At 72.9% G+C, this 26,098-nt stretch carries 28 protein-coding genes and 6 tRNA genes; 16 read left to right on the top strand and 18 right to left on the bottom strand.

The window, feature by feature from the left end; genetic code table 11:
• Nucleotides 1–30 precede the first annotated feature (30 nt).
• From AC1C2W_RS06875 to AC1C2W_RS06865, 3 genes are all read right to left on the bottom strand, one after another.
• Nucleotides 31–549 (bottom strand): gamma carbonic anhydrase family protein, encoded by a 519-nt coding sequence (locus AC1C2W_RS06875; protein ID WP_495389474.1) that lies wholly within the window; start codon nucleotides 547–549, stop codon nucleotides 31–33.
• 231 nt (nucleotides 550–780) lie between these two features.
• Entirely contained in the window at nucleotides 781–1,158 is a 378-nt protein-coding gene (locus AC1C2W_RS06870) for a DUF4395 domain-containing protein (protein WP_495389475.1), read from the bottom strand.
• Nucleotides 1,159–1,249: 91 nt separating this feature from the next.
• Entirely contained in the window at nucleotides 1,250–1,675 is a 426-nt protein-coding gene (locus AC1C2W_RS06865; protein ID WP_495412717.1) for a thioredoxin family protein, read from the bottom strand.
• A gap of 267 nt (nucleotides 1,676–1,942) precedes the next feature.
• Here AC1C2W_RS06865 and AC1C2W_RS06860 point away from each other — a divergent pair, with 267 nt between their 5' ends.
• The gene (locus AC1C2W_RS06860) at nucleotides 1,943–2,725 is read left to right on the top strand and encodes a GTP pyrophosphokinase (RefSeq protein WP_495389477.1); all 783 of its coding nucleotides are present in this window, start codon (nucleotides 1,943–1,945) and stop codon (nucleotides 2,723–2,725) included.
• Between the two features lie 22 nt (nucleotides 2,726–2,747).
• Nucleotides 2,748–3,101 carry a nuclear transport factor 2 family protein gene (locus AC1C2W_RS06855; protein WP_495412716.1) on the top strand — a complete coding sequence of 118 codons (354 nt, stop codon included), beginning with the start codon at nucleotides 2,748–2,750 and terminating at the stop codon, nucleotides 3,099–3,101.
• A 21-nt stretch (nucleotides 3,102–3,122) separates the two neighbouring features.
• On the opposite strand, the gene AC1C2W_RS06850 is transcribed toward AC1C2W_RS06855, so the two are convergent.
• From AC1C2W_RS06850 to AC1C2W_RS06825, 6 genes are all read right to left on the bottom strand, one after another.
• The gene (locus tag AC1C2W_RS06850; protein ID WP_495389479.1) at nucleotides 3,123–4,934 is read right to left on the bottom strand and encodes a sugar phosphate isomerase/epimerase and 4-hydroxyphenylpyruvate domain-containing protein; all 1,812 of its coding nucleotides are present in this window, start codon (nucleotides 4,932–4,934) and stop codon (nucleotides 3,123–3,125) included.
• 24 nt (nucleotides 4,935–4,958) lie between these two features.
• Nucleotides 4,959–5,819, bottom strand: coding sequence for a shikimate dehydrogenase (locus tag AC1C2W_RS06845; RefSeq protein WP_495389480.1), 861 nt, complete (start codon nucleotides 5,817–5,819; stop codon nucleotides 4,959–4,961).
• On the bottom strand, nucleotides 5,816–6,832 hold the full coding sequence (locus AC1C2W_RS06840; RefSeq protein ID WP_495412715.1) for a phosphotriesterase family protein: 1,017 nt from the start codon (nucleotides 6,830–6,832) through the stop codon (nucleotides 5,816–5,818). Before AC1C2W_RS06840 ends, AC1C2W_RS06845 begins: the two co-directional genes overlap by 4 nt.
• Nucleotides 6,829–7,842, bottom strand: coding sequence for a DctP family TRAP transporter solute-binding subunit (locus tag AC1C2W_RS06835; protein ID WP_495389482.1), 1,014 nt, complete (start codon nucleotides 7,840–7,842; stop codon nucleotides 6,829–6,831). Before AC1C2W_RS06835 ends, AC1C2W_RS06840 begins: the two co-directional genes overlap by 4 nt.
• Before the next feature lie 69 nt (nucleotides 7,843–7,911).
• Entirely contained in the window at nucleotides 7,912–9,186 is a 1,275-nt protein-coding gene (locus AC1C2W_RS06830; RefSeq protein WP_495389483.1) for a TRAP transporter large permease, read from the bottom strand.
• A complete protein-coding gene (locus AC1C2W_RS06825) occupies nucleotides 9,183–9,704 on the bottom strand; it encodes a TRAP transporter small permease (RefSeq protein ID WP_495412714.1) in 522 nt (173 codons plus the stop codon). Before AC1C2W_RS06825 ends, AC1C2W_RS06830 begins: the two co-directional genes overlap by 4 nt.
• Nucleotides 9,705–9,848: 144 nt before the next feature.
• On the opposite strand from AC1C2W_RS06825, the gene AC1C2W_RS06820 reads away from it, so the two are divergent.
• Complete coding sequence (locus tag AC1C2W_RS06820) at nucleotides 9,849–10,871, top strand: LacI family DNA-binding transcriptional regulator (RefSeq protein ID WP_495389485.1); 1,023 nt, start codon at nucleotides 9,849–9,851, stop codon at nucleotides 10,869–10,871.
• Nucleotides 10,872–10,908: 37 nt separating this feature from the next.
• Here AC1C2W_RS06820 and AC1C2W_RS06815 read toward each other — a convergent pair whose 3' ends face one another.
• Entirely contained in the window at nucleotides 10,909–12,222 is a 1,314-nt protein-coding gene (locus tag AC1C2W_RS06815) for a glycerophosphodiester phosphodiesterase family protein (protein ID WP_495412713.1), read from the bottom strand.
• A gap of 406 nt (nucleotides 12,223–12,628) precedes the next feature.
• On the opposite strand from AC1C2W_RS06815, the gene AC1C2W_RS06810 reads away from it, so the two are divergent.
• On the top strand, nucleotides 12,629–13,591 hold the full coding sequence (locus AC1C2W_RS06810; RefSeq protein WP_495412712.1) for an NAD-dependent epimerase/dehydratase family protein: 963 nt from the start codon (nucleotides 12,629–12,631) through the stop codon (nucleotides 13,589–13,591).
• Nucleotides 13,592–14,319: 728 nt separating this feature from the next.
• Nucleotides 14,320–15,015, top strand: coding sequence for an NAD(P)-dependent oxidoreductase (locus AC1C2W_RS06805; RefSeq protein ID WP_495412711.1), 696 nt, complete (start codon nucleotides 14,320–14,322; stop codon nucleotides 15,013–15,015).
• A 77-nt stretch (nucleotides 15,016–15,092) separates the two neighbouring features.
• Here the strand turns inward: AC1C2W_RS06805 and AC1C2W_RS06800 are convergent, their stop codons facing one another.
• The 5 genes from AC1C2W_RS06800 to AC1C2W_RS06780 form a co-directional block, all read right to left on the bottom strand.
• Nucleotides 15,093–15,254, bottom strand: coding sequence for a hypothetical protein (locus AC1C2W_RS06800; protein WP_495412710.1), 162 nt, complete (start codon nucleotides 15,252–15,254; stop codon nucleotides 15,093–15,095).
• Between the two features lie 108 nt (nucleotides 15,255–15,362).
• Nucleotides 15,363–15,434, bottom strand: a tRNA-Val gene (locus tag AC1C2W_RS06795).
• Between the two features lie 82 nt (nucleotides 15,435–15,516).
• Nucleotides 15,517–16,383 (bottom strand): aminotransferase class IV, encoded by an 867-nt coding sequence (locus AC1C2W_RS06790; protein WP_495412709.1) that lies wholly within the window; start codon nucleotides 16,381–16,383, stop codon nucleotides 15,517–15,519.
• A 33-nt stretch (nucleotides 16,384–16,416) separates the two neighbouring features.
• A complete protein-coding gene (locus AC1C2W_RS06785; RefSeq protein ID WP_495412708.1) occupies nucleotides 16,417–17,016 on the bottom strand; it encodes a dihydrofolate reductase family protein in 600 nt (199 codons plus the stop codon).
• Between the two features lie 30 nt (nucleotides 17,017–17,046).
• A complete protein-coding gene (locus tag AC1C2W_RS06780) occupies nucleotides 17,047–18,195 on the bottom strand; it encodes a chorismate-binding protein (protein ID WP_495412707.1) in 1,149 nt (382 codons plus the stop codon).
• A gap of 126 nt (nucleotides 18,196–18,321) precedes the next feature.
• On the opposite strand from AC1C2W_RS06780, the gene AC1C2W_RS06775 reads away from it, so the two are divergent.
• The 7 genes from AC1C2W_RS06775 to AC1C2W_RS06745 all read left to right on the top strand — a co-directional run bounded on the left by AC1C2W_RS06775 (nucleotide 18,322) and on the right by AC1C2W_RS06745 (nucleotide 19,708).
• Nucleotides 18,322–18,394 (top strand) — tRNA-Gly (locus AC1C2W_RS06775).
• Nucleotides 18,395–18,448: 54 nt separating this feature from the next.
• Nucleotides 18,449–18,519: transfer RNA gene (locus tag AC1C2W_RS06770), tRNA-Cys, on the top strand.
• 8 nt (nucleotides 18,520–18,527) lie between these two features.
• A tRNA-Val gene (locus AC1C2W_RS06765) sits at nucleotides 18,528–18,602 on the top strand.
• 167 nt (nucleotides 18,603–18,769) lie between these two features.
• Nucleotides 18,770–18,842, top strand: a tRNA-Gly gene (locus AC1C2W_RS06760).
• A gap of 53 nt (nucleotides 18,843–18,895) precedes the next feature.
• A tRNA-Val gene (locus AC1C2W_RS06755) sits at nucleotides 18,896–18,967 on the top strand.
• A gap of 101 nt (nucleotides 18,968–19,068) precedes the next feature.
• Nucleotides 19,069–19,395 carry a DUF2277 domain-containing protein gene (locus tag AC1C2W_RS06750; RefSeq protein ID WP_495412706.1) on the top strand — a complete coding sequence of 109 codons (327 nt, stop codon included), beginning with the start codon at nucleotides 19,069–19,071 and terminating at the stop codon, nucleotides 19,393–19,395.
• Between the two features lie 67 nt (nucleotides 19,396–19,462).
• Nucleotides 19,463–19,708: a hypothetical protein gene (locus AC1C2W_RS06745; RefSeq protein WP_495390997.1), complete on the top strand. Its 246-nt coding sequence runs from the start codon at nucleotides 19,463–19,465 to the stop codon at nucleotides 19,706–19,708.
• On the opposite strand, the gene AC1C2W_RS06740 is transcribed toward AC1C2W_RS06745, so the two are convergent.
• A complete protein-coding gene (locus AC1C2W_RS06740) occupies nucleotides 19,641–20,399 on the bottom strand; it encodes an alpha/beta fold hydrolase (protein ID WP_495412705.1) in 759 nt (252 codons plus the stop codon). The two genes, AC1C2W_RS06745 and AC1C2W_RS06740, sit on opposite strands and share 68 nt — an antisense overlap.
• 97 nt (nucleotides 20,400–20,496) lie before the next feature.
• Here AC1C2W_RS06740 and AC1C2W_RS06735 point away from each other — a divergent pair, with 97 nt between their 5' ends.
• A complete protein-coding gene (locus AC1C2W_RS06735) occupies nucleotides 20,497–21,297 on the top strand; it encodes an AraC family transcriptional regulator (protein WP_495412704.1) in 801 nt (266 codons plus the stop codon).
• Nucleotides 21,298–21,312: 15 nt separating this feature from the next.
• On the opposite strand, the gene AC1C2W_RS06730 is transcribed toward AC1C2W_RS06735, so the two are convergent.
• Nucleotides 21,313–21,546, bottom strand: a complete 234-nt coding sequence (locus AC1C2W_RS06730) for a hypothetical protein (protein ID WP_495390894.1) — start codon at nucleotides 21,544–21,546, stop codon at nucleotides 21,313–21,315.
• 197 nt (nucleotides 21,547–21,743) lie between these two features.
• Between AC1C2W_RS06730 and AC1C2W_RS06725 the strand changes: the two genes are divergently transcribed.
• Nucleotides 21,744–23,432, top strand: coding sequence for an alpha-amylase family protein (locus tag AC1C2W_RS06725; protein ID WP_495412703.1), 1,689 nt, complete (start codon nucleotides 21,744–21,746; stop codon nucleotides 23,430–23,432).
• Nucleotides 23,433–23,478: 46 nt separating this feature from the next.
• Here the strand turns inward: AC1C2W_RS06725 and zapE are convergent, their stop codons facing one another.
• The gene (zapE, locus tag AC1C2W_RS06720) at nucleotides 23,479–24,549 is read right to left on the bottom strand and encodes a cell division protein ZapE (RefSeq protein WP_495412873.1); all 1,071 of its coding nucleotides are present in this window, start codon (nucleotides 24,547–24,549) and stop codon (nucleotides 23,479–23,481) included.
• 113 nt (nucleotides 24,550–24,662) lie between these two features.
• On the opposite strand from zapE, the gene AC1C2W_RS06715 reads away from it, so the two are divergent.
• Complete coding sequence (locus AC1C2W_RS06715; protein WP_495412702.1) at nucleotides 24,663–25,469, top strand: dihydrofolate reductase family protein; 807 nt, start codon at nucleotides 24,663–24,665, stop codon at nucleotides 25,467–25,469.
• A gap of 90 nt (nucleotides 25,470–25,559) precedes the next feature.
• Entirely contained in the window at nucleotides 25,560–26,057 is a 498-nt protein-coding gene (locus AC1C2W_RS06710) for a hypothetical protein (protein ID WP_495390897.1), read from the top strand.
• The last annotated feature ends 41 nt before the right edge of the window (nucleotides 26,058–26,098 follow it).

Below are 26,098 nucleotides of genomic sequence, written 5' to 3'. Positions count from 1 at the left end.
GATCAGAGCGCGAGCACGTCGAACGACGGTTCAGCCGACCGACCGGCGGTGGCGCTCGGCGAGCTCCTGGTACTCGATCGCGTTGCGGCGCACGCGTTCGGCGCCCTCGGGGTCGAGCTCCCCGCGGTCCTTCGCCGGGACGCCGACGGCGAGGTGCCCGGCCGGAATCTCCTGGCCCTCGCGCACGAGCGCGCCGGCCGCGACGAACGCGCCCTCCCCGACGACGGAGTTGTTGAGCAGGGTGGCGCCCATCCCGATGAGGCTGCCGTCGCGCACGGTGGCGCCGTGAACGATCGCTCCGTGCCCGACGCCCACCCCCGCGCCGATCGTCGTGGGGACGCCGGAGTCGGTGTGCACCACGCAGTTGTCCTGGAGGTTGGACCCCTCGCCGAGCTCGATCGTGTCCATGTCGCCGCGCAGTACCGCGCCGTAGAACACGCTCGCGCGCGGCCCGATGCGGACGCGGCCGATGACCGTCGCCGTCGGAGCGACCCACGCCGTGGGGTCGATCTCAGGGGTATGACCGTCGAAAGGGAGCACCGTCGCCATGCCCGGGACCCTATACGTTCCGCGTGGGTGCGTACCGACGTCGCGAATTCTGCGCTTCGCAGCCCGTGACGCGAAGTGGTCACTACGTCGCCGAGGCGCGGTCGAGGGCCCGGCGGCCGGGGATGGCCGCGTCGAGCTCACGCATGTACTCCTCCTGCCGGCGTCATTCATGCTGGACGGGAAGGCGACGCGCGGGAACGAAGGTCGTCCCTGAGCGCCACCTGGCGGCCGTCAACGCGGCGGGGTCCGCAGGCGCGGGCCCAGCAGGTACAGCTCGCAGCCGAGGCACAGGCCCACGACGGCGTTGAGCGCGGCTGCGACGAACGCGATCGCCGCGGCCCACGGCACGGCGGCGAGCACGCCGGCCAGCCCGAGCACGACGCCCACACCGGCGACGACCAGTCCGACGAGCTGCGCGAAGCGCGGCGGGCGCGGGTCCTCGAGCTCCGCGGGCGGGGCGAGCCGGGGGCGCACCAGCGTGCGGAACAGCCAGCCCTGCACGGTGCCCTGCGCGCCGCGCACGGCGCCGAGCAGGAACCCGGCGGCCACGACGGCGAGCAGCACGAGGCCGGCCGTGGTGGCGCCGAGCAGCACGACCACGGCGAGCATCGGCTGCTCCTCAGGGACGGGGTTTCGACAGGCTCAACCAGCAGGTCCGGGTTTCGACAGGCTCAACCAGCAGGTCCGGGTTTCGACAGGCTCAACCAGCAGGGACGACGCCGTCGAGCGCGCGGCGCGCCTGGGCGGGCGACATGCCGCCGCCGCTGCGGGCGGCCTGGGCTCCGGCGGCGTCGAGCACCAGCACGGTCGGGGTGGTCAGGACGGTGAGCTCGCGCACGAGGTCGAGGTGCTCCTCGACGTCGAGCTCGTGGTGCACCACGCCGGGCTCCCGCCCGGCGAGGGTACCCAGCACGCGGGCGGTCGACCGACAGGAGGCGCACACCTCGGCGGAGAGCTGCACGAAGGTCGCGCGCTCCCCGAGCACGATGCCGCGGGCGGCCCAGTCGACCGCGGGCTGCCCGCGGTCCGGCGCGGTGCGCACCCGGCCCTGGCGCGAGCACCACCACGCGCCGAGCACGACGGTGAGCAGCACGAGCGCGCCCAGCTCGATCAACCGAGTCTCCACTGCACTCCCCCTCGCATCGCCCGGGCGGCTCCCGGGGGACATCCTCGCGCCCAACGGCGCCGACGTCGACGGGGTGGTCGGATCGCGGACAGCCCATCGACAGGCAGGCGCGGGCACCGTCTGCCCCGTCACCGGGCGCGACGGGTTGACGACGATGTCGAGCAGCCGGAACCGCATCGGGCCACCCGCTCCTCGGCAGCCGGCGCCGTGGATCCGACCGGATCAATCGGGAATGTTAGGGCGCCGATTCCGTCTACGGTGGACGTCGTGAGCCAGAACGCGGGTCCCGACCCCGAGCACCACTCCCCCGAGGCAGCCGAGATCCGGGCACTGGTCGACCAGCTTCGCCGCCTGGTGCTGACCTACAAGTTCGGCATCGACGAGGTCATGACCAAGATCTCGATCCTGCGCGACGAGTTCCGGCACATGCAGAACTACAACCCCGTCGAGCACGTGAGCTCGCGCCTCAAGTCGCTCGAGTCGATCGTCGCGAAGTCCCGCCGCAAGGGCATCCCGCTGACTCCGGACGGCGTGCGCGAGCACATGTTCGACGTCGCCGGCGTGCGCGTCACCTGCAGCTTCGTCTCCGACATCTACCGGGTGCGGGACATGCTGGTGGCCCAGGCCGACCTCACCGTCCTGGAGGAGCGCGACTACATCGCGCACCCCAAGCCCAACGGCTACAAGTCGCTGCACCTCATCGTGCAGGTCCCGGTGTACCTCTCGGACCGGGTCGAGCACGTGATCGTCGAGATCCAGCTGCGCACCATCGCGATGGACTTCTGGGCCAGCCTCGAGCACAAGATCTACTACAAGTACGCGCGGGACGTGCCGCGCCACCTGACCGACTCGCTCAAGCTGGCCGCCGACGTCGCCGCCTCCCTCGACAGCTCTATGGAGCGCATCCACGACGAGGTCACCGTCATCGCGGGCGCGGCCGAGCCCGTGGAGCAGCGCGACGCCCTCCTCACGCCCGAGGAGATGCTGCGCAACTTCTGGAGCACAGCCGAGGTGGAGGGCGACGCGCTGCGCGCGGCGCGCGAGGACTGACCGGTTCCGTCAGGCTGAGTGCATGCCGACCCCCGACCCGACCGACCTGCCCGACCTACCCGCACCGGTGGCCGCGCTCCTGGACGCCGCGAACCGCCACGACACGGCCGCGTTCCTGGCCACGTTCACCGACGACGGCGTCGTCGACGACTGGGGCCGCGAGTTCCCCGGCGCCGACGCGATCCGGGGCTGGAGCGATGCCGAGTTCATCGGCGTCGAGGTCACGCTCGCGGTCGCCGACGTCGCCCCTGCGGCCGGGGACCACGGCGCCGTGACGGTGCTCGCGGACGTGGGCGGCAGGGGGTTCAACGGCCCGTCCCACTTCACGTTCACCGTCGACGGCGACCGCGTGTCCCGGATGGAGGTCCGCGCCTGAGTCCCGGGCCCGCGGCGAGGGCTACGCCCGCTGCTCGCCGGCCCGGTCCATCCGGTCCTGGGCCGCGAGCAGCACCGGGGTGTTGTCGGTGGCGTAGACGTCGTAGGCCCCCACCCGCTGGACGATCTCGAAGCACAGCCGCCCGACGCGCGGGGTGTAGAAGTGCCAGAGCTCGCCGTCGTCGGCGCGGTCGAAGAGCAGCTGGTGCTCGCGCAGCGTGCCGAGCGTCTTGTCGTCGAGCCCGAACCGTGCGCGCAGGTCGTCGTAGTAGTTGTCCGGCACCGGCACCGGTCGCAGCCCCTGCTCGCGCGCCCGCCGCGCGACGGCGACGACGTCGTCGCACGCGAGGGCCACGTGGTCGGGATGGGTGACGCCGACCGGAGCGACGTTCAGCGAGATCCGCACCTCGCCGTCCGCCGAGCGCATCACCTGGCTGCGGACCAGGCCCTGCGGGCCTGCCGCCTCCGTCGCGGGCGGCGTCTGGAGGCCGAGCACGCTGGTGCAGAACAGGACGGCCCCGTCGTGCGAGTCCTGGCTGTGGGACACGTTGACGTGGTCGACCGTCCGGATCTCCTCGGGGCCCCGGGCGCGGCCGTTCTCGAACTCGGCGACCCACGCCGGCTCGTCCCCGAGGTCGCGGTCGTTGAGGAACACCTCCAGGCCGCTCGGCGCGACGAACCCCGGCATGTCCAGCTCGTCGGCCAGCGTGCGGCGCGTGGCCGGGCTCACCGCCAGGGCCCGCGCGCGGTCGCGGACCAGCGCCGCGTCCGTCACCCCGAACCCCACACCTGCCAGGTACGGCTGCTGGTCGCGCGCGTGCTGCTCGTTGAGGACGATCCGCGCGTCCCCGCCCGACCAGAGGCGCACCGGCTTCGTGCGGTGCTGGCCGCGGAACGTCATCCCGAGCTGCCCGAGCATCACCTCGACCTCGCCGGTGTCCTCCGCCTTGATCTCCACGTAGTCGTAGCCGGTGGGCACGTCGGGGTCGGCGATGCGACGGAGCGAGGGCGGGCTCCCCGGCAGCCGTGCCGCACGGTCCTCGAGCCAGACGAGCGAGCGCAGCGCGTGCTCGGCGGTCAGTCGCGTGTCGGCCTGCCGGAAGACGTCGTTGAAGACCTCCAACGACAGCGGGCCGGCGTAGCCGGCGCGCGCGACGTGCCGCACGAACCGCCCGAGGTCCCACGCCCCCTCCCCCGGGAACAGGCGGTGGTGACGGCTCCACGACAGCACGTCCATCGTCAGCGCGGGGGCGTCGGCGAGCTGGACGAAGAAGATCTTCTCCCCCGGGATCTCCTCGATCCCGGCCGGGTCGTGGCCGCGGGACAGGATGTGGAAGCTGTCGAGGCAGACGCCGACGGACTCGTGGTCGGCGCGCTCCACCACGCGCCACGAGCGCCGGTAGTCGTCGATGTACCGCCCCCAGGCCAGTGCCTCGAACGCGACGCGCACGCCGTGATCCGCCGCGAGGTCGCCCAGCCGCCGGAGCTGGTCGGCGGACACCTGGTCGGAGTCCGTGGTGGCGGTGGCCACGTTGCTGCACACGAGCAGCAGGTCGATGCCGAGCCTCTGCATGGTCGTGAAGCGCTCGCGGGCGCGGCGCAGGTTCTCCTCGAGGAGCTCCGGCGTGACACCCTCGAAGTCGCGGAACGGCTGGTAGAGGTCGAGGCTCAGCCCCAGCCTGTCGGCGAGCGCCCGGATCTCCTCGGGGCTCCGGTCGCTGACCACGAGGTCGGGCTCGAAGATCTCCACCCCGTCGAAGCCCGCGTCGGCGCAGGCGTAGAGCTTGTCCTCCAGGCTTCCGCTGAGACACACCGTGGCGATCGACTTACGCATGCCGGTTCTCCGTTCAGGGGCGGGTCAGGGCTGGGGCCGGGGCGCGACGAGCTGGGTGAAGTGGGCGCGCATGCGCGCCTCGTCGGGCTCGAGCCCGGTGATGAGCCGCAGGCTGTCCACCGCCTGCCCGACGGCCATCGCGCCCCCGTCGAGGGTGGCGAGCCCACGGGCGCGAGCGCGCCGCACCAGCTCCGTCTCCAAGGGCCGGTAGACGACCTCGGCCACCCAGGCGCCGGGGTCGAGCCGGTCCACGTCGAACGCGACGCCCGGATGGGTGGCCATCCCGACCGGCGTCACGTGCACGACGCCGTCGACGCGGGGCAGCCAGCCCTCCGTCGAGCCGCCGCCGGCGACGAGCCTGCCGTCGGACGCCTCGGCGAACCGGGCGAGGAGGGCGTCGACGGCCGCGGGCACGACGTCGTGCACGACGACGCGGTCGAAGCCCATGTCGACCAGGCCGGCCGCGGTCGCGAGCCCGGCACCGCCGGCTCCGACCTGCAGCACGGTGCCGGTGACCGGCCGCCCGACGAGGAACCGCTCGAGCGCCGCGCGGAAGCCGGAGCAGTCGGTGTTGTGCGCGGTCCGCCCTTCGGCGCCGAAGAGGACGAGGTTGGCCGACCCCAGCCGCCGCACGGTGGGGCTGAGGCGCGCCACGTGCTCGAGGACGGCCTGCTTGTACGGGTGCGTCACGTTTGCCGCATGGAACCCGGCGTCCTCGAGCCGCTGCAGCTCGACCGCGAGGTCGGCGTCGGGGCGGTCGATGAGGTCGACGGTCCGGTACTCGTAGTCGAGGCCGAGCATGCGCGCCTCCGCCATGTGCAGCGCTGGCGACAACGACGGCCCGATACCGTGCCCGAGGAGCGCCACCCGGTAGCGGGAGCTCATGGTGCGCCGGCAGAGTCGCCGGCTAGGATCCGTCGCGCGTTGCCGACCGTCATGGTCGCGACGTCCTGCGGGTCGACCCCGGCGGCCACGAGCCGCGGGACGACGTGTCGCGGCACGCGGTCATGGGTCCACGACGGGGCGTGCTCGCGCCGCCAGGACGGCGGCGTCACCCGGCTGAAGAACGCGCTGTCCTGCGAGAGGACGAGCTGGCCGGCGTACCCCCGGCGCAGCAGCGCGACGAGCGTGTCGAACCGCGCGTCGTCGTCGCCGGTGTGCGTCATCCCGAACCGGTCCATGCCGAGCGTCACGCCGGTGTCGAGCAGGGCGAGCAGGTAGTCCAGGTCGGTGCTGTCTCCGCTGTGCCCGATCACCGTGCGGCTCGGGTCGACTCCTCGACCCGCGAGGAAACGCACCTGGTCGAGCCCGCCCCGGACGGCGGGCTCGCTGTGCGTGACGACCGGGACGCCCGTCTCCCGGTGGACGAGCGCCGCGGCCTCCCACGCGCGGGTCACGTCGTCGGTGAACCCCGGCCGCCCCGTCACCACCTTGATCACGCCCGCACGCACCGCCGTGCCGCGGATGCCGGTCGTGACGTCGCGACGGAACATCTCGGCGAGCGGGTCCGGCCCGTCGACGAGCCTCCCCGGGCCCTGCGCCCGCAGCGCGAGCGGCAGCGCGTCGTCCGTATACCAACCGGTGGCCGCGACGACCCGGACCCGGGTCCGCTCCGCGACCCGGCCCACGAGGGACACGTCGCGACCGAGTCCGGGCACCGTGAGGTCGACGAGGGTGCGCACCCCGAGCTTGTACAGCTCGTCCAGGCCCGACGCGGCCGCCGCGACGGCCGCGTCGGCGTCCCACTCGGGATGCGGGTAGTCGGCGTCGAGCTCCGGCGCCCGCACGAAGACGTGCTCGTGGGTCAGGGTCCAGCCCAGCTCGGCGCCCGGGACGTCGCCCCGATAGGTCGGCACCAGGCCCGTCCCGACGCCGGCCGTGGCGGCCGGCAAGGTCATGACGCCGAGCCTCGCATCGCCTCGTAGACGGCCAGCGACTCGGCGTCGAGGTTCTCCTGGAACCAGGAGTCGGCCTGCTGCGCGAACGCCTCCCGGTCGACGTCGTCGACGATCTCGATCGCGCCGTCCTGCTCCCAGCGGTCGAGGATCTCCTGCTCCGCCTCCTCGACGCACCCCGGCATCTGCTCCACCGCCGCGGCCACCGCGTCGTCGAGGGCGGCGCGCTGCTCGTCGCTCAGCTCGTCGTAGGAGGGCGCCGCGACGATGAGGTTGGAGTTCTGCTGGTGGCTCGACATGCTCAGCACGTCCTGCACCTCGACGAGGTTGCTCGCGTCGATGTTGGTGAGCGGGTTCTCCTGCCCGTCGACGACCCCCTGCTGCAGGGCCAGGTACAGCTCCTCGTAAGCGACCTCCGTGGCCTGCGCCCCGAGCGCCTGGGCGTTGAGCAGGTACTGCGCGGAGCCGGGGAACCGCACGCGCAGGCCCTCGAGGTCGGCCGGCTCGCGGATCGCGGCGTTCGCCGTGAACTGGCGCGCGCCCGCCGACCACGCCCCGAGGATCGACACGCCGCCGGAGGCCTCCTTGAAGTCCTCGACCAGCGTGTCGGCGGAGCCGTCGGCGAAGAACTTGTCGAGGTGCGCGGCGTCGTCGAACCCGAACGCCGCGTCGAGCACGCCGGCCGGCTCGTACACCGCCGCCAGGGCGGACGCGCCCTGGATGTCGATGTCGACGTCTCCCGACTGCACGGACGCGATGCGGTCGGCGTCCCCGCCCAGCTGGCTGTTCGGGTAGATCTCGACCGTGAGGCCGACGTCGGCGGCCTCCGCCTCGTCCTTGATGACCTGCGCACCGCAGGTGTGCTGCGGCTGGTCCTCGGTGTAGCTGTGGGCGAGCGTCAGGGTGACGTCGCTTTCCTCGGGCTCGCCACCGCCGTCGCTGCACGCGGTGAGAGCGCCCCACGGCAGCGCGACGGCGACGACGGCCACGGTAGCGCGGCAGGTGCGGTTCATGGGAGGTCCTTTCGGTCGCTGCCGGACGTCGTCGTCGGCAGGTCGGACGGGTCGGGAAGGAGCAGCGGCTCAGAGGCCGAGCTGTGCGGGCAACCAGGTAGCGATGCCCGGGACGAAGATCACCGCCAGGCAGCAGGCGACCAGTGGGATGGTGAAGGGCAGCGCACCGCGGAACACCTCGCCGACGGGCACGTGCTGCGTCGAGCTCAGCACGTAGAGCACCGTGCCGACCGGCGGCGTGAGCAGGCCGATCATCAGCGACAGGATCATCACGACGCCCAGCACGATGGGGTCCACCCCGAGCTGCACGGCGATGGGCATGAGGATCGGCACCACCAGCACGAGGGTGGCCGTCGCGTCGACCACCGTGCCCAGCACCAGCATGAGCAGCATGACGAGGAGCAGGAACACCGTGCCGTCCTGCGTGAGGCCGAGCACCAGCTCCGACAGCGCCTGCGGCACACGCTCCCTGGCGAGGACGTACCCGAGCAGGGCCGCCGAGGCGACGATCAGCATGATGGCCGCGGTGGTCAGCGCAGTCTCGACGAGGATCCGCGGCAGGTCCCGCACCTTGAGCGTGCCGTAGACGAAGCCGAGCAGGATCATGTACGCCGCGCCGACGGCGGCCGCCTCAGTCGGCGTGAAGAGTCCGCCCAGGATCCCGCCGAGGATGACCACGGGGGCCAGGATCGGCAGGATCACCCGCTTGCTGGCCCGGGCGAGCCGCACCCGGGAGAACCCGACGTGCTCGATCCCCCGGCTGCGGCGCACGAGGACGAAGACGACCACGCACAGGCCGGCGGCCATGATCAGCGCCGGGATCACCGAGGCCGCGAAGAGCGCGCCCGTCGAGACGGAGGCCTGGCCCGCGAAGATCACCGCGGGGATGCTGGGCGGCATCACGGGGGCGATGAGCGCCGCGGCGCCGACCACGCCCAGCGCGAACCGCCGCGAGTACCCGTGCCTGAGCATGGGCGGGATCTCGACCTTGCTGAGGGCTGCGGCGTCCGCCACCGCGGAGCCGCTCATCCACGCGAACCCGAGGCTCACCCCGACGCTCACGTAGCCCAGGCCGCCGCGCACCTTGCCCATCAGGGCGAGCGCGAAGTCGAAGAGGCGGTCGGCGATGCCGGCATGGTTCGCGACCACGCCCAGGAGGATGAAGAGCGGCACCGCGAGCAGCACGAAGTTCCCGGTCGCGTTCGCGACCAGCCGCATCGGGAGCCCGAGCGACTGTCCCTCGATGAGCAGGTATCCCAGCCCCGGGCCGAGGAACGCGAACGCGACCGGCACCCGCAGCGCCAGGAGCAGGAGGATCGCCACCAGGAGGAGAAGGACGGTCATGCCTGCACCTTCCCCGCCGGGGTCATCGCCGCGGGCTCGTCGTACCGGGCGGGCACCGTGCCTCGGGCGATCCCGACGGCGCGGGCGAGCGCCCGGATGGTGGTGCTCACCAGGCCGACGAGGGTGATCGCGTACACCCACGACATCGGTAGGCCGAGCGCGGGAGACGTCAGGAACCCGGCCGACGACACCAGCTCCCAGCAGGCCCAGGCGAAGGCCGCGGCGATCAGGGCCACCAGCAGCATCGCGAGCACGTGGATGCACCGGACGACCGTGGCGTTCGGGATGCTGTCGACGAGCTGCAGGGCGATGTGCCCGTCGCGCGTCACGAGCACGCCCGCCGCGCCGAAGGTGAGCCAGATCAGCCCGAACTCCGCCAGCTCGCCGGTCCACACCACGTTCGGCACGGGCAGGTAGCGCTGCAGCGCCTGGTACAGCACGAGCCCGAAGATCATCGCCAGGGCCAGGCATGCGATGCCGAGCTCCAGTGCGGTCAGGATCCGGACCACGCGCTTCATGGAGTGCTCACGTCCACCGTGACGTGCCCCTTCCGGTCTGTCGCGCCACGCGTCGTCGGGTGGCGGGGTGTCGCACGCCGTCGTGCGACTCTCGTCCTCGCGGCAACCATATGAATCGGCCGACAATAGTGGCAAGCAGTTGCCATGGTTGCCATCGCGTGGCTTGATACGAGGGTGGAGCCGACCATCTACGACGTCGCCGATGCGGCCGGCGTGGCCGCGTCGACCGTCTCGCGCGCCTTCACCAAGCCCGGCCGCGTCAACGAGGCCACGCGCCAGCGGATCCTGGTCGCGGCGTCCGAGCTCGGGTACCAGCACCGGCCGCAGAGCCGCGCGCTCGCGGGCGGCCGACACCGCACCATCGCGATGGTGCTGTCCGACATCACGAACCCGCACTTCTTCGAGCTGATCCGCGGCGCCGAGCAGCGCGTCAAGGCGGCCGACGCGACGCTCGTCATCGTCAACGCGGAGGAGTCGCAGCGGATCGAGGAGAGCCAGGTCCGGGACCTGGCTCCCACCGTCGACGGCTTCGTCCTCGCGTCGAGCCGCCTTCAGGACGAGGATCTGCTGGTGCTGGCCGGGCACCACCGCGTCGTGCTGCTCAACCGCGAGGTGCCGGGGCTGGCGAGCGTCGCCCTCGACACGACGTCGGGCTGCCGCCAGATCCTCCAACACCTCGCCTCGCTGGGGCACCGGAGCATGACCTACTGCGCCGGACCGCCCGGGTCGTGGATGGGCGCCACCCGCTGGGCGGCGCTCAGCGCCGGCGCCGAGGAGCACGGCCTGACCGCCCACAGGGTCGGCCCGTACACCCCGAACGTCGCCAACGGCGGCGCCGCGGCCGACGGCGCCCTGCGCACCGACGCGACCGCTTTCGTCGCGCACAACGACCTGCTCGCGATCGGCATCGCCCGCCGCCTGGCGCAGCGCGGCGTCCGGATCCCCGACGACGTGAGCGTGGTCGGCTTCGACGACATCTTCGCCGCGGAGTACGTGCACCCCTCGCTGACCACCCTCGGCGGCCCCGGCTCGCACGCCGGCCGCCTCGCGGTCGAGCTGCTCATCGACCAGTTCGCCGGCCGCGCCGCGCGCGAGGCGGAGCAGATCCGGCTCCCCACCGAGCTGGTGCTCCGGGAATCCTCCGGCCCCGTGCCCGGCGGGCGCTGACGCCGGCGAGCACCGGGACCGGGGTGAACCGGGCCGCTCAGCGCACCGTCAGCGGCGCCGTGACCGCGCCGATCGAGACGAGCACGCCCCGGCCGTCGTAGAGGTAGGCGTGCTCGGTTCCGCTGTTGCCGAGCACGGCGCCGTCCCGTCCGTTGTACGTCGCGTCCTCACGATCGGTGCCCGGGCCGACGTAGACCCGGTACGTGCTGCCGGGCTCGATGACGGCGCCGTCGGCGATACGCAGCTCGGCGTTGCCGTAGTCGCGCACCAGGTACCCGGTGAGGTCGACCGGCCGGTCGGTGGTGTTGCGTAGGACGACGTGCTCGCCCTTCTCGGGCTGCAGGTCGTCACCGGAAGCGTTGGCGACGACCTCGTCGACGACGACGGCCTGCCGCCCGAACAGGTTCTTCCCCTTGATCACGGCACGCGCGACGTCCGGGGTGTTCGTGAACAGCGAGTCGTACCCCTGGTCCACGGCCTGCTCGAGCAGCACGGGATCGTCGTCCACGCCGCCGGTCACCTTCAACCCGAACGACTGGGCCCGCTCGATCTCGGACGCCTGCGTCACCGCCGGGTCGCCCGCGATGCCGTCGGCCCACGTGGCCAGCTCCGCGAGCATCGCGTCGTCGGCGTACAGGTATGCCTGGCCGGACGCGAGCGCGAACAGCGGCACCTCGGGCAGCAGGGCGTCCAGCGAGCGCAGCGCGGGCTCGCTGAACGACTGCACCCAGATCAGCGGGGCGCCGTTCTTGGCCCTGCGGTCCCGGGTGTAGTCCCACCGCTCCAGCACCCCGGCGAAGTTCTCGACGATGCCCGGGTAGAGGCCCGGGTTCTTGAGCTCCGGCGCGAGCCCGGCCCGCCCCTTGTTGAACGCGAACCACTCGTCCACCGTGAGGATCTTCTCCCCCGCGTGCTCCGGGTCCCACCAGGAGCACGCGTCCAGCTGCTTGATCTCGGCGAGCGTGAAGTCGTGGACGTTCCACGGAGCCCGGTCGGGGAAGACGTCCTCGACGTTCGTGTTCCGGGCGAGGGTGTCGTCGTGGATCACCACCAGCTCGCCGTCCTTCGTCTGGGCGACGTCGCCCTCCAGGACGTCAGCGCCGTCGGCGAGCGCCTGCCGGTAGGCGGCGATCGTCTCCTCCGGAGCCTTCTTCGACGCCCCGCGGTGCGCCCAGACGGTCGGTCGTCCCGGCTTCTGGTGCGCAGCGGCCACCTGCTCGACCGAGGTGGGCGCCGCGGCGGAGGTGGGCGCCGGGGCGGCTGCCGCGGTCGCGGTCACCGCCGTCACGGCGGTGGCGAGGGCGATCCCGATCGCCGTGCGGTGCTCGCGCAGGAATCGACTGACGCTCATGATGTCTCCGGTCCTTCCAGGGGCTGGTCCGGCGCGGCGTAAAGGCGCCGGACACCGGCTTGCCAGTGACCCTGGGCGAGAGAACCGACGGATACCGTCACGTGCCGTGAACGGGGCCCGAACTGCCGATGAAGAGAAGCCATCGAGGCCGACAAGGCTCCCCTTGAACAGCGCGCCTCGGCCGTGACCGGGAAGGCCAATGCCCCCGGCGGCCCGACACCACCCGGTTCGTCACGCACTCCTGTGTGTCACGTTCGTAGGCGGCCTCGCCTCTGAGCGCCCCCGGATGGGACAGGGTCGAACGATCGGCCACGTCACAGAAGCGCCGGCTGCCTCGTCAGAGATGTGACCGAACGCCGACGACGGAGGGCTGCACCATGACCCGACACCACACCACGGGCGCCCGATGAGGGTGGTCGTCGCGGGAGCGACCGGCGCGATCGGGCTCGTGCTCACCCGCCAGCTCCTGGCCGCCGGGCACGAGGTCTTCGGACTCACCCGCCGCGCGGACCGGGCCGAGTCGCTGCGTGCGATTGGTGCCGAGGTCGTGGTCGTCGACGTCATGGACCGCCGGTCGCTCCTGACCGGGCTCGACGGCGCCCGCGCGGATGCCGTGATCCACCAAGCGACCGCCCTCGCCCGGACCCCCATGAGGCATCGCGACCTCGACGGAACCAACGCGCTGCGCACCCAAGGCACGGCGAACCTGCTCGCCGCCGCCCGCCAGCTCGGCGCCCGCCGGTTCGTCACCCAGTCCTTTCTCTTCGGCTACGGCTACCGCGACCACGGCGACACACCGGTCACCGAGGACGCCCCGTTCGGAGGACCCGGACGCGGAGCGTTCGACCGCCACCTGTCGGCGATGCGCTCCAACGAGGACCAGGTGCTCGGCGCGAGCGACCTCGAGGGCATCGCCCTGCGCTACGGCATGTTCTACGGCGACGACCCGTCCACCCTGAGCCTGTTCGACCAGGCCGACCGGCACCTGCTCCCGGCACCACGACACGGCGGCACGATCTCGCTGGTGCACCTCGAGGACGCCGCCGCTGCCGCGGTCGCCGCCCTGCACCAGGGCCGCCCAGGAAAGGCCTACAACATCGCCGACGACCGCCCGACGGAATGGACTGCCTACTTCACCGCCGTGGCGGCCGCCGGCGGCGCGCCCCCGCCACGCCTCGTCCCGAACTGGGCGTTCCGTCTCTCGCCATACCTCGGCACCCTGATGGTCCGCTCCAACCTGGCCCTCGACACGCGCAAGGCGAAGCAGGAGCTCGACTGGGCACCTCGATACCCGACCATCGACGACGGGCTGGCGGCGATCGCCGAGCGGCGGCAACACGGGGGAACCGGGACCAAGGGGCCGGCCTGACGAGGTTCGGCGACACCCGGTCACGCCCGTGGCGTTCCCCGAGTCCACCCGGAGCATCCGGGAGGGGGTCGTGTCGTCGATCGACGCCGACCCGGATCCACGACACCAGGGCGTGGCAAATCCGACGTGCGGCGTGCTGCCGACGAGACGGTCCGGGCCACCGGTCCGGATCGCGCGATCGGAGCACCCGCCGATGTCACAGCAGCAGTCGGTGTCTCGTCCTGTTGGTGTCGCCACGACCAGGAGAGCGCGTCGTCGTGGTGCTCGTCGACCGCCGTCCAGGTCTCGCCCGTCGGCTCGGCGAACGGGAACGATCGTGGACGAGAGGAATGCCATGACGCCGCAGAAGTCGTCGCTGCCGACACCGAGGTCCTCTCGGCGAGTGCGGTGCAGAACCCCGAGCCCGACGCGCTCGCCTCCCATCGCGGAGCTCGCCAATCCCTTTGCCGGCGGCCCCCGAGCGCCCTTGTCCGTCCACGTGGTCTTCGATCGCGACGTCGGGCACCGCAGATTCTCGCCGAGGTCGGGGCATCGCCGGGTAGCTGGACGTCGCCGCGATCTACCCCGGCCAGACCTCTCAGCGGCTTGCGGCGGTCAAGCGCAGGTACGACCCCGGATCTCTTCGCACACCACCACAACATCCAGCCGTAGAAGCCCGCAGACAAGCAAGCCCTCCGCCAGCTCGACCCTTGTTGCCCACGCGGAGAGCCATGCGAAAGGACGTCATCATGCGCATCACAGTTTTCGGTGCCAATGGATCCACCGGTCGTCTGCTCACCGGACAGGCCCTTGCGGCCGGGCATCGGGTCACCGCTGTGACCCGGCAGCCGGATTCGTTTCCGTTGCACCATGAGCGGCTCGACGTCGTGGGTGCCGACATACTCGATCTGATAGCTGTCGAGGCCCTCGTGATGCAGCGAGATGCGGTGCTGTCGACGGTCGGGGTCCCCGCCAGGAGGGGGCCGATCAGCACCTATTCGCGTGGCGTGGCCAACATCGTCGCGGCGATGGAGCTGCATCAGGTGCGTCGGCTCGTCGTCGTCAGCTCCAGCGGAGTCGACCCGCACAGGTACCCCGACGCGGGAATCCTGTTCAACCGCGTCCTGCTCCCGTACGTGACGCGGGTACTGGGCAAGACGCTCTACGACGACATGCGGCGGATGGAGTCGCTGCTGCGTGCGAGCGATCTGGACTGGACCGTCGTGCGTCCGAGCGGGCTCTACAACCTCCCGACGGTGACCGACTACACCCTCGTCGAGGGACACGCCGACGGCAGGTTCACCGCCCGCGCCGACCTGGCCGCGGCCATGCTGGCCCTGCTGGGCAACGATCGCTACGTCCGCAAGGCCGTCGGTGTCATCACCACAGCCGACAACCCTTCGCTGTTCCGGTGGATCCGGCGCGAAGCGGCGGCCAAGCAGTGAGCCGCCGACCCTGGGATGCCGACGCGATCGAGTCCGGGGAACATGCGGACGCACCACAGCCGGACGATCCTTCGGGCTCAGGTGCGACCCGAACCGAGGAGTTCGCCGAGCTGCGGCCGCTGCTGTTCTCGATCGCCTACCGGATCATCGGCAGCGTCTCCGACGCCGTACTGCGGCCGCTTCCCCTCCAGCTTCACGAGGACTAGCTCGCCGACGTCGTAGGTCTTCTCGGTGCTCATGATCTGGCTCCCTTGCTCTGGGAAGCCTGTCGCACGTAGGTTGCACGCCCTAGAACGACGAAGGCCCCCGGCCAACGTTCCGCTGGTCAGGGGGCCTTCTGTCACGGGTGGGCGATACTGGGTTCGAACCAGTGACCTCTTCGGTGTGAACGAAGCGCGCTACCACTGCGCCAATCGCCCGACGCGTGGACGATATTAGCCACAGAACGGGCGTGACTCAAACCAGCCGCACCGGATGTGGCGCAGCGACCCTGCGTGACCGTCACGGATCCAGGCGCTCGCGGCACAGCCGCTCGAAGAGCTCGCGCGCGGCGCGGGAGACCTCGCCGACCGCGACGTCGGCGCCGTCGAGCCACACGACCGGCTGCACGTTGCGGCCTGAGGACGTGAGCACCAGCTGCGCCCGGCCCTCGGTCACCTCGTCGAGCACGGTGAACGGCAGCTCCCCCTCCTTGGCCTCGCGCACGGGCAGCCCCTCCTCCGCGGCCCACTCGAGGGTGAGGGCGCGCGTGATGCCGGCCAGACAGCCCGAGTCCAGCGTGGGGGTGATCAGCTCGCCGTCGCGCTCCACGAAGACGTTCGAGCCGGTGCCCTCGCACAGGTCGCCCACCGTGTTGGGCAGGATCGACTCGTCGCCGCCCTTGCGCACGGCGTCCGCGAGCGCCACGACGTTCTCCGCGTACGACGTCGTCTTGAGGCCGGCGACGGCCGAGCGCTCGTTGCGCGGCCACGGCGACCTGGCCGAGCGGGAGGTGGGCGCCATCGTGCCCGCCTGCGCCGCCACGACGACCGTTTGCGGCGCGTCCACGCGCCCGGAGCCCAGGGGGCCTACGCCGGCCGTCACGGTGATCCGCAGCCGGCCGTCGAACGGCCCGTCGAGGCGCACGGCCTCGGCGAGGGCGGCACCGACGCCGTCGCGCACCTTCTGCTCGTCGGGGGCCGCGAGGCCGAGGCCCCGCGCCGACCGCGCAAGGCGGGCCAGGTGCCGGGTCAGCGCGAACACCTGGCCCTCGAAGACGGTGCACGTCTCGAACACGCCGTCCCCGACCGTGATGCCGTGGTCGACGGCGCTCAGCGCCGCCTCCCCCTGCCCGACGAGGCGCCCTTCCGCCCAGATCACCAGACTCATGGGGGCCAGTCTGCACCGGAAGCGCGGCCCGCGTCAGCGGCGCAGCACGAGGTGCGTCACCTCCGGCGTGATACGCCCTCCGGCGGCGCGCAGCGTGCGCGGGCCCACGCCGTCGAACAACCGGACACCGTCGACATCCACGACCACGGGCGCCACGTGCAGGCGCAGCTCGTCGATCAGGTCGGCGGCGAGGAGCTGGTTGACGGTCGACGCGCCGCCCGCCACCGAGACGTCCCGCTCGCCCGCGGCCTCGCGCGCCCGGTCCATGGCCTCGTGCGGGCCGCCGGTGACGAAGTGGAAGGCGGTGCCGCCGTCCATCTCGATCGGGTCGCGCGCGTGGTGGGTGAGCACGAAGACGGGCGCGTGGTACGGCGGGTCCTCGCCCCACCAGCCGCGCCAGCCGAGGTCCCACTCCCCACGGCCGGGGGTAAACATGTTGCGGCCCATGATGTAGGCCCCCGCCGTAGTGATCGCGGCGAGCTCGGCCTGGTGGTCGTCGGAGTGCTCGAACATCCAGGCGTGCAGCTGCTCCCCGCCCCCGACGCCGTCGCCGAACGGCTGCTCCAGCGACTGGTTCAGCCCAGCCGAGATCCCGTCGAGCGAGATCCCGATGTCGCATGTCACTTGTGTCATGCCGGGTGGGACGGTCGCGCCGCCCGGGACTCATCGGTCCCGCGCAACATCGGCGCCGAAGGACGCCAGTCCGACCAGCCGCTCGGCCTTGAGCTCGGTCTCTGCCCATTCGCGGACCGCGTTGCTCCCCCACGTGATCCCGGCCCCGGTGCCGAACCGCAGCACGCCCCCGCCGGGCTCGTCGGCCCACCAGAACGTGCGGATGCCGACGGCGAGCTCGGCGCGCCCTGCGTCGCCGTCCACCCAACCGACGGCGCCGCAGTACGGCCCGCGCGGGGCCGGCTCCAGCTCGGCGATGATCCGCAGCGCCGAGGACTTCGGCGCCCCGGACACCGACCCCGGCGGGAAGGTGGCCGCCAGCACGCGCGCCCACCGGCCCGGCCCGTCGTCGTCCAGCCGTCCCCGGACGCGGGACACGAGGTGCACCAGCCCGGGGTGCTCCTCGACGGCGAGGAGGTCCGTCACGTCCACCGTGCCCGGGCGGCACACCCGCTGCAGGTCGTTGCGCACGAGGTCGGTGATCATGACGTTCTCGGCGCGGTCCTTCCCCGTGAGCCCGGCGACGGTCCGTGCCGTGCCCTTGATCGGCCCCGAGCCGAGGACGGTCCCGCTGCCGGGGACGTCCTCGATCGACAGGTAGAGCTCCGGCGAGGCGCTGACCACCCAGACGGGGTCGAGGCCGGTCGCCGCCGGGACGTGGACGGCCGCCGCGTGCGGGGCCGGGTTGCCGAGGGCCAGCCGCGTGGCGAGGGCCGCCGCGTCAGGCTCGACGACGGCCCCGCCCAGCGATGTCGCGACCGACAGCGGCGCCGACATCACGCGGCACACGTTCACCTGGTACACGTCGCCCTGGCGCACATGCTCACGGACGGCCTCGACGGCCTGCACGTAGGCGCCGCGGTCGAGCGAGGTGCGCCAGCTCGACGGCGCCGGGCCGCGCCACGGCTCGCCGGCCGTGGGCACAGGCGGGGCGGCCGGTGCGACGTCGGCGAACCGCCACGCACGCGCCCGGCCTCCGCCCCGCGCGCTCCCGTCACGGCCCAGGTCGGCCTCGAAGTCGACGACGACGAACCAGGTCCCCTCGTCGAGCCGCTCCGGCTGCTCCGCCACGTCGACGCACTCGACGGCGCGCGTCGCGCGTCGTCCGGCGAAGGTGGCCCAGGATGTCGGCTCGTGCACAGGAGCACGGTAGTGGTAGTCCCGCCGACACCCCCCGGAGGGCGATTGGACGGACCCGTACCGGTCCACTAATGTTTGGGGCGCGCCAGAACGGCGGGCACCGCGAGGTGCCCTGGTCTTGGTCGCGCGGATGTGGCTCAGTTGGTAGAGCATCACCTTGCCAAGGTGAGGGTCGCGGGTTCGAATCCCGTCATCCGCTCGGAGGCCCACTCTCTGATCGACTCACCACGAGCGTCGGGAGAGCACGTCTCAAGGTGGGTTGGCCGAGAGGCGAGGCAGCGGCCTGCAAAGCCGTATACACGGGTTCGAATCCCGTACCCACCTCGTAGCACGGGCGATTGGCGCAGCGGTAGCGCGCTTCCCTGACACGGAAGAGGTCACTGGTTCGATCCCAGTATCGCCCACCAGCAGACGAAGGCCCCGGACCAAACGGTCTGGGGCCTTCGTCGTCTTCCGCCCCGAGCCCCTGAACCGCGTCGCAGGTCACAGGCCCGCGATTGGACCAGCCCGCTCCGGGTCAAGTAATGTTCCCCAGGCGCCAGGAAGCCGGGGGAAACTCCCAGATCCTGGTCGTGCGGATGTAGCTCAGCTGGTAGAGCATCACCTTGCCAAGGTGAGGGTCGCGAGTTCGAATCTCGTCATCCGCTCCGAGCTCTGCACTCCCCTCACCTCGAGGGCGCGGGGAACGCAGCAGCCGGACGGGCGATTGGCGCAGCGGGAGCGCGCTTCCCTGACACGGAAGAGGTCACTGGTTCGATCCCAGTATCGCCCACCGCTCGAAGGCCGTCCCGGACCACCGGGGCGGCCTTCGTCGTCCCACGACCACCGTCCAATCGTGGCGCCCGGCAGACCAGGCGGCGTAGCGTCGAGGGCATGTGCCGCAACATCACCACGCTGCGAGGCCTCGAGCCGCCCGCCACCGACGACGAGATCCAGGCCGCTGCGGAGCAGTTCGTCCGCAAGGTGACCGGCGTCCAGCGCTCCGCGACCGACGCCACGCGCGAGCCGTGCGAGCAGGCCACGGCCGAGATCGCGGAGATCGTCACCCGGCTGCTGGGCGAGCTCCCCGCCCGTCGTCAGCCCCCGAAGACGGTGCCGCCGCTGCGGCGCGAGGAGGTCCAGGCCCGCATCGCGGCGCGCCAGGCCGCCCGCGAGGAGCACGAGCGCCAGCACGAGCTGGGCATCGCCCACACCCATTAGGCTCGCCCGCGTGGATCATGCCTCACCATCGACCCCCGACGCCGCTCTCGCCCCGGTCTCCGCGACGATGCACCGTGCCAAGGCACGAGCCCGGGCGTCGCACGTCACCGTGGGCCAGGTGCGGCACGGCGACGGCGGCGCGGTCGAGATCGACTGCTCGTGCGGGATGGTGCTGACCAACGGGCCCGACTGGTCGCTCGACGAGCACATCCGCCTGCACCGGGCCGAGGCGCGCTACGTGGCGCTCAGCGCCGTCGCCCCGGCCGGGATGCCGCGCCTCGTGCCGGTCGGCGCCGACCGCCTCCCCCGCTAGGCCGGTCCCCCGGCAACCGCGGCCCCTCGTCGAGCAGGAGCGCTGCGACCGCCTCCGGGGCCTCGTGCATCGCGTCGTGTCCCGTGGGGAGCTCGTGGACCTCCCACCCCGGATCGGCCTGGAGCCGGGCAGCGAGCTCGGCGAACGGCGTCGCCTCCTCCCACCCCGAGCAGTAGGCGAACTCCCGGCGGGGAACCTGGGCGACCGCGCCCGTGAGGCGGATGCCCTGCAGGAAGGCGCCGAGGGGATGAGGGCGGCGGCGGGGATCGCCGCCCTCCGGCGGCGAGACCGAGTAGCCGGTGGCCGCCGCGCCGCCGGCGAACAGGTCCCGGAAGTGGTCGTTCGACGCCGACCAGCACGACTCGCCGTCGCGCGGGACGAAGGCGTCGAGATACACAAGTCGTGAGATCCGGCGGTCGGCGCGGTCGGCGACCGCTGTGATCACCATCCCGCCGTAGCTGTGGCCGACCAGCGTCGCGTCGGTGATGTCGAGCCGCTCGAGGTGCCGCAGCACGTCGTCGGCGTGCGTGTCGAGGTTGGCCGTCGCGACTGTCGCGTCGTCGTCGTCCGGCCGCAGACCGGTCAGGGTGAGGGCGAGCACGGTGTGGCCGGCACGCTCCAGCAGGGGCACGACCGACTCGAACGCCCAGGCCCCCTTCCAGCCGCCGGGCACGAGAACGAACGTCGCCATGGGTGTCTCCTTCGCTCAGGACGCGGCATCGAGTCATGCCGCACGAAGGAGTCTCATCGGGTCATGACCTGGCCTGCTACCGCTAAGGTGCCAACCGATGCCCGTTCCCCGCCAACCACGCCCGGCCACCGTGACGTCACACGTGTGGCCGTCCGGCGGGCGGCATCTCTGGCCGTCCGGCGGAGCGAGCGCCGAGCAGTCGCACGCCGAGGGACACCTGGTCTTCGCCGCCTGCGGCGTGCTGGCGGTGCACACCGAGCGCGGCACGTCGATCGTTCCTACCAACCGGGTGGCCTGGACCCCCGCCGGGTTCACGCACGACCACCGCGCCCACGGCGACACGGACATGCGGATCGTCTTTCTCACGCCGTCCCTCGCCCGGCTCCTGCCGGACCGCCCCGCCGTGTTCCTCGCCTCTGACCTCGCGCGCGAGGCCCTGCTTGCTCTCACCGGGCCCCGCAACTACGTCGACGGCGAGCCCGCTTACGGCCGCGCCGCACGTGCTCGCCTCCTGCGGGTCCTCGTCGACGAGCTCCACGAGGCGCACGAACAGCCGCTGCACCTGCCGGAGCCGCACGACGACCGCCTGCAGGCCGTCGCCCGGATGCTGCGCGAGACGCCGGCCGACAATGCCACGCTGGCCGAGCTCGGGAAGACGGTCGGCGCCAGCGCCCGCACGCTCAGCCGGCTGTTCCGCCACGAGCTCGGCATGACCTTCTACGAGTGGCGCACGCAGCTGCGCGTCTATCACGCGCTGGTGCTCCTCGCCGACGGCCACGACACGACCCGCACCGCCGCCGCCTGCGGATGGGCGAACCCCAGCAGCTTCATCGCCGCGTTCACCCACGTCGTCGGGACGACTCCGGGGCGCTACCTCAGGGGTCGCCGGACGGCGTAGGACCTCGCCGGGGCGTCACAACTCGTCCGGGTCGTCCCAGGAGATCCCGCTCGACGCGCTCTCGATGGGATGCAGCTCGGCGGCCGACAGCGATGTCGGCGCCTTCGCCGCGTCCCCTCCCGGCCGCGGGTCCCGATACTCATCGCCCGCCGGACGCCGCCGGGGTGCCAGCCGTGCCTGCGAGGCGTTCGATTCGTCCAACCTGTCCACCGGCGCCTGGGGTTGTGGGCCTGTGTCTTCCGTGCTCATGTCCCCAGGTCTAGCAGCCGGCGGGCGCGGTCGCCCGCGCTTGGCACACTATTTTGCGCAAGAGAGGTTCCGGCACGCCCCGCCTCGACGCGACCTGACCGCCCTGCGAACGCCGCCTGCGGGCCGGTTCGCCACTCGACGTCTGGCTGCCGGGCGTCGAGCGGCGAACGTCAGGGTCGATGGCTAGAGTGTCGGCCGTGACCGCTGCCGACGCAGGCCTTGCCGACAGGGCGGCACCCGGACCTCCGCCACCCCTCCCCCGCAAACGGGAGCTGTGGCCCGGCCCCCAGCCGCTCGTGTGGGCACCCCGCGCCCACACCGTCGAGGTGGTGCTGCCCGGGGACGACGAGCGTCGTCCGCTGCGCCTCGTCGGCGCGCACGAGCCCGGCTACTGGCGGGCCGACGACGAGCTCGCGGTGGGCACCGACTACTTCTTCTCCATCGACGGCGGCCCGCCCGTCCCCGACCCGTGCAGCACCTGGCTGCCCCATGGCGTGCACGGGCCCTCGCGCGTCCTCGACCCCGAGTTTCCGTGGACCGACAGCGCGTGGCGGGGTCTCGACCTCAGCCTCAGCGTCCTCCTGCGCGTGGACCTCCCCACGTTCACCCCCGCGGGCACCCTCGACGCCGCCGCGGAGCGCCTCGCCGACGTGGCCGCCACGGGCGTGGCGGGCGTCGAGCTGTCCCCCGTGGCGGCGTTCGACCCGGCGGCCGGCCCGGCGGCCGGCGTGCGGCTCTTCGCCGTCCACGAGCCGCTCGGGGGGCCGCGTGCCCTGCAGCGCTTCGTCGACCGCGCGCACGCGCACGGCCTCGCCGTCGTCCTCGACGCGCCGCACCGGTGGGCGGTCGCCGACGGCCTCGGGCTGCACGCGTTCGGCCCCTATGCCACCGGCTCGCGCATCGGGCCGCGCACGGGCGCGCGGCCGGGGCCCGAGGGCTCGGACAGCCCCCGCCTCAATCTCGACGGGAGCGGGAGCCGGGGCCCCCGCGACTTCCTCGTGGCCGACGCCGAGCGGTGGCTGCGCGACTTCCACGTCGACGGCCTGCTGCTCGACGTCGAAGCCCTCGTCGACCGGTCGGCGATGCCCTTCCTCGGCGAGCTCGCCGAGGACGTCCACGCGCTCGGTGACCAGCTCAGCCGCCGCGTCGCGCTGCTCGTGGACGGGCCGGGCCGCAGCGACCGGTTGACGACCATCATCCACGACATCCTCGCCGCGCCGGGAGACGCCGACCGCGCCCAGGACCTGCGCCGGCTCGCGCAGCAGGTGTTCCCACCCACACTGGCGGCCTCCTGGCGCCCGCCGAGCCTGCGCCGCGCCCACCGTGCCACACAGCGCGCCTCGTCGGTCCTGGTGCGCGACCTGACTCGCCTGCCCGCCGCGGCACGGTCCGTGCCGTGGACGCTCGGGACGGACGACCGCCCGGGCGACAGCGGCCTCGACGACAGTCACGATGACCAGCTCGACGGCGGCGCCGAGACCGCAACGGACGACGACCGCGCCTGCCTGCTCACCTTCGCGATCCTCGCGGGGACGCCGCCGGTGCTCGACAACGAACACGTGCCCGTCCCGGTCGGCGACGCGCGGTCGCGACGGCTCGTCGACTGGACCAGGACCCTCGTGGGGCTACGGCCCGCGGCGGCACTGGATCTCGACCAGGCCGTCGAGGTCCGCACCGAGGGCACCGTGCTGCTCGGGCGGAGGGGGCGCACCGCGATCGTGCTCGTCACCGGGGCCGAGCCGGCCGCGCTCGACGTCTCGTCGCTGCCGACCGGCACGCGCGTCGTCGCGGCGTGGGACCCGGCCGGGACGAGCCTCGACGACGGCACGCTGTACCTGCCAGCCCGCGCACCCGTCGTGCTGCACACCGAGCCCGTCGCGGCCTGACCGACGCCCGGGAGGGGGCTCAGGCGGGGGGCTCAGGCGGGAGCGCTCAGGCCTCGACCAGGCGGTGCCCCTCCTCGGCCAGCGCGCCCAACCGGGAGAGCGCCCGGTAGTACTTCTTGCGGTAGCCGCCGCGCAGCATCTCCTCGGAGAACAGGTGGTGCCCGTCCCGGCCGGCGAGCAGCACCGGCACGTCCCGGTCGTACAGCCGGTCCACGAGGACGACGAGGCGCAGCGCCACATCCTGGAGCAGCACCGGCCGCACGTCGGTGAGGGCGACCAGCTCGACGCCGTCGAGCAGGGCGCCGTACCGGCTCGGGTGCACCGTGGCGAGGTGGTCGAGCAGGTCGTCGAACGCGTCGAGGACGGCCCCCGGGTGACCAGCGGCGGCGCGCGCCACGACGTCCCCCTCCAGCGGGGCGGGCTCCGTGACGACCGCACGGTGCCGATAGTCCTCGCCGTCCACCCGCAGCACCTCGAAGCGTGCCGAGAGGGCCTGGATCTCGCGCAGGAAGTCCTCCGCCGCGAAGCGGCCCTCCCCCAGCGCCTCCGGCAGGGTGTTCGACGTCGCGGCGAGGGCGACGCCGCGATCGGCCAGCTCGCGCAGCAAGCGCGACATCAGCACGGTGTCGCCCGGGTCGTCGAGCTCGAACTCGTCGATGCAGACGAGCCGGCGGGTCGCGAGCGCCTCGACGGTGGGCAGGAAGCCCAGGGCGCCCACGAGGTTCGTGTACTCGACGAACGTGCCGAACGCCGCGGACCCCTCGCCCAGCTCCTCGGTGACGGCATGAGCCAGCGACGTGAGCAGGTGCGTCTTGCCGACGCCGAAGCCGCCGTCCATGTACACGGCGGGCGCGGGACGGCGACGCCCGAGCAGCGCACGCAGGCCCGACGCCGGCGGTGAGGTGATCTCGCGGGCGACCTCCTGCAGCCGGGCCGGCACGGTGGTCTGGCTCGGGTGGGCGGGGTCGGCCCGGTAGGTCGCGAAGCGGGCCTGCGCGAAGTGGCGCGGCGGCACGAGGTCGGCGAGGAGGCGCTCCCGGGAGACCGTCGGACGCACGGAGGTCAGCGACCGCACGGGGCGGTCCTCCTGCTGCGGTCCGGGTGCGGCGTCGGGCACTGCGTCGGACCCCGCGGCGGGGGCCGGCGCACCGGCCGTGGGGGGCGTCGAGGCATCGTCCTGCGTGAGCGTCACGACCCACAAGGTTACGCCGCGTCGTTACGCTGACCGCTGTGAGATCTGCCACCGCACCGCTCGACCTGCTGCTCCCCGCGCCCGAGCGCCTGGCCCCCGACCCGGCCGAGCGGCGGCTCGCCGACCTGTACGCCGTCCCGGGAGCCGGGGCGACCGCCACGCACGTGCGGGCCAACTTCGTCAGCACGGTCGACGGCGGCGCGTGGGGCCCCGACCACCGGTCCGGGTCGATCAACGACGAGGCGGACTGGCGCGTCTTCCGGGTCCTGCGCGCAGCGGCGGACGTCGTGGTGATCGGCGCGGGCACGGCCCGGCACGAGGGCTACACGGCCCTCGAGCGCCCCTCGGGGGTCCCGGCGGCCTCCGACCGGACGCTCGAGCTCAGCCTGGTCTCCCGCTCCGGCCGCGTACCGCAGCAGCTCACCACCGGCGACCGACCGCCCCTCGTGCTGACGGGCGCGGCGGGCGCCCGCACGGCCGCGCGCACGCTGCCGGCCGACTGCGTCGTCGAGGTCGGCTCCGCCGACGACCCGGACGACGTCGACCTCCGCGCCGGACTCGCGGCGTTGGCCGACCGCGGCCTGCGCCGCGTGCTGTGCGAGGGCGGGCCCACCCTGATGGCCAGCATGCTCGCGGGCGGGCTCGTCGACGAGCTGTGCCTCACGACCAGCCCGTGCCTCGTCGGCCCGGGGCCCTCGCGGATCGTCGCGGCCTCCCCCGCCGGCGCCGCCGGGGAGCCCCCGCCCGCGGCCGGGGTGCCGGCGCCGCCGGTGCCGGCGCGCCTGGCGCACCTGCTGCACGCACCGGAATCGGGCACCCTGCTGGCGCGGTGGCTGCTGCGCTGAACCGGTCGCAGGATGAGGCGCTCGTCACGACCACGCCCGACCCGCCTCCTGCACCTCGCTCGCGGCGCCGCGTGCGACTACGGTGCTCGCATGCCGACCACCGTCGTCCTGACCGAGGACGCCCTCACCGACGCCGACGTGGCGCACATCCTGTCCCTGCACGACGCCCAGGCCGAGCGCTACCGCGTGCTCGTGCCCGCGGACACCGACCGCAACGTCGTGGCCGCGATCATCGACCACCTGTGGGTGGGCGAGCTGCGCGAGGCCGGGCACGACCTCGTCGGCAAGGAGCCGACCCCCGAGCAGGCGGTCGCCACGGCCGCCGAGCGGCTCGCGGCCTCGCTCACGGCGCTCCGCGCCGGGGGCGCGACGGCCGACGGCGAGGTCACCGAGGAGGACCCGCTGCCCGCGCTGCACACCGCCGTCGCTGCCCAGGGCGGCCCCGACGGCGTGCAGGACGTCGTGATCGTGACGTACCCGCACGTCGTGGAGGACACCTTCCGCTCCGACTGGGCGTCCCGGGCGCGCGAGGACCTGCAGGTCCCTGTACTGCACCTGTACGCCGGCACCAGCGAGATCGGCGACTGACGCCCCGCTGGTCGAGCGTGTCGAAACCGGGTTTCGACCAG

The organism is Isoptericola sp. Y581 (assembly GCF_059445475.1).
This window is presented reverse-complemented; position numbering and strand designations above follow the sequence as displayed.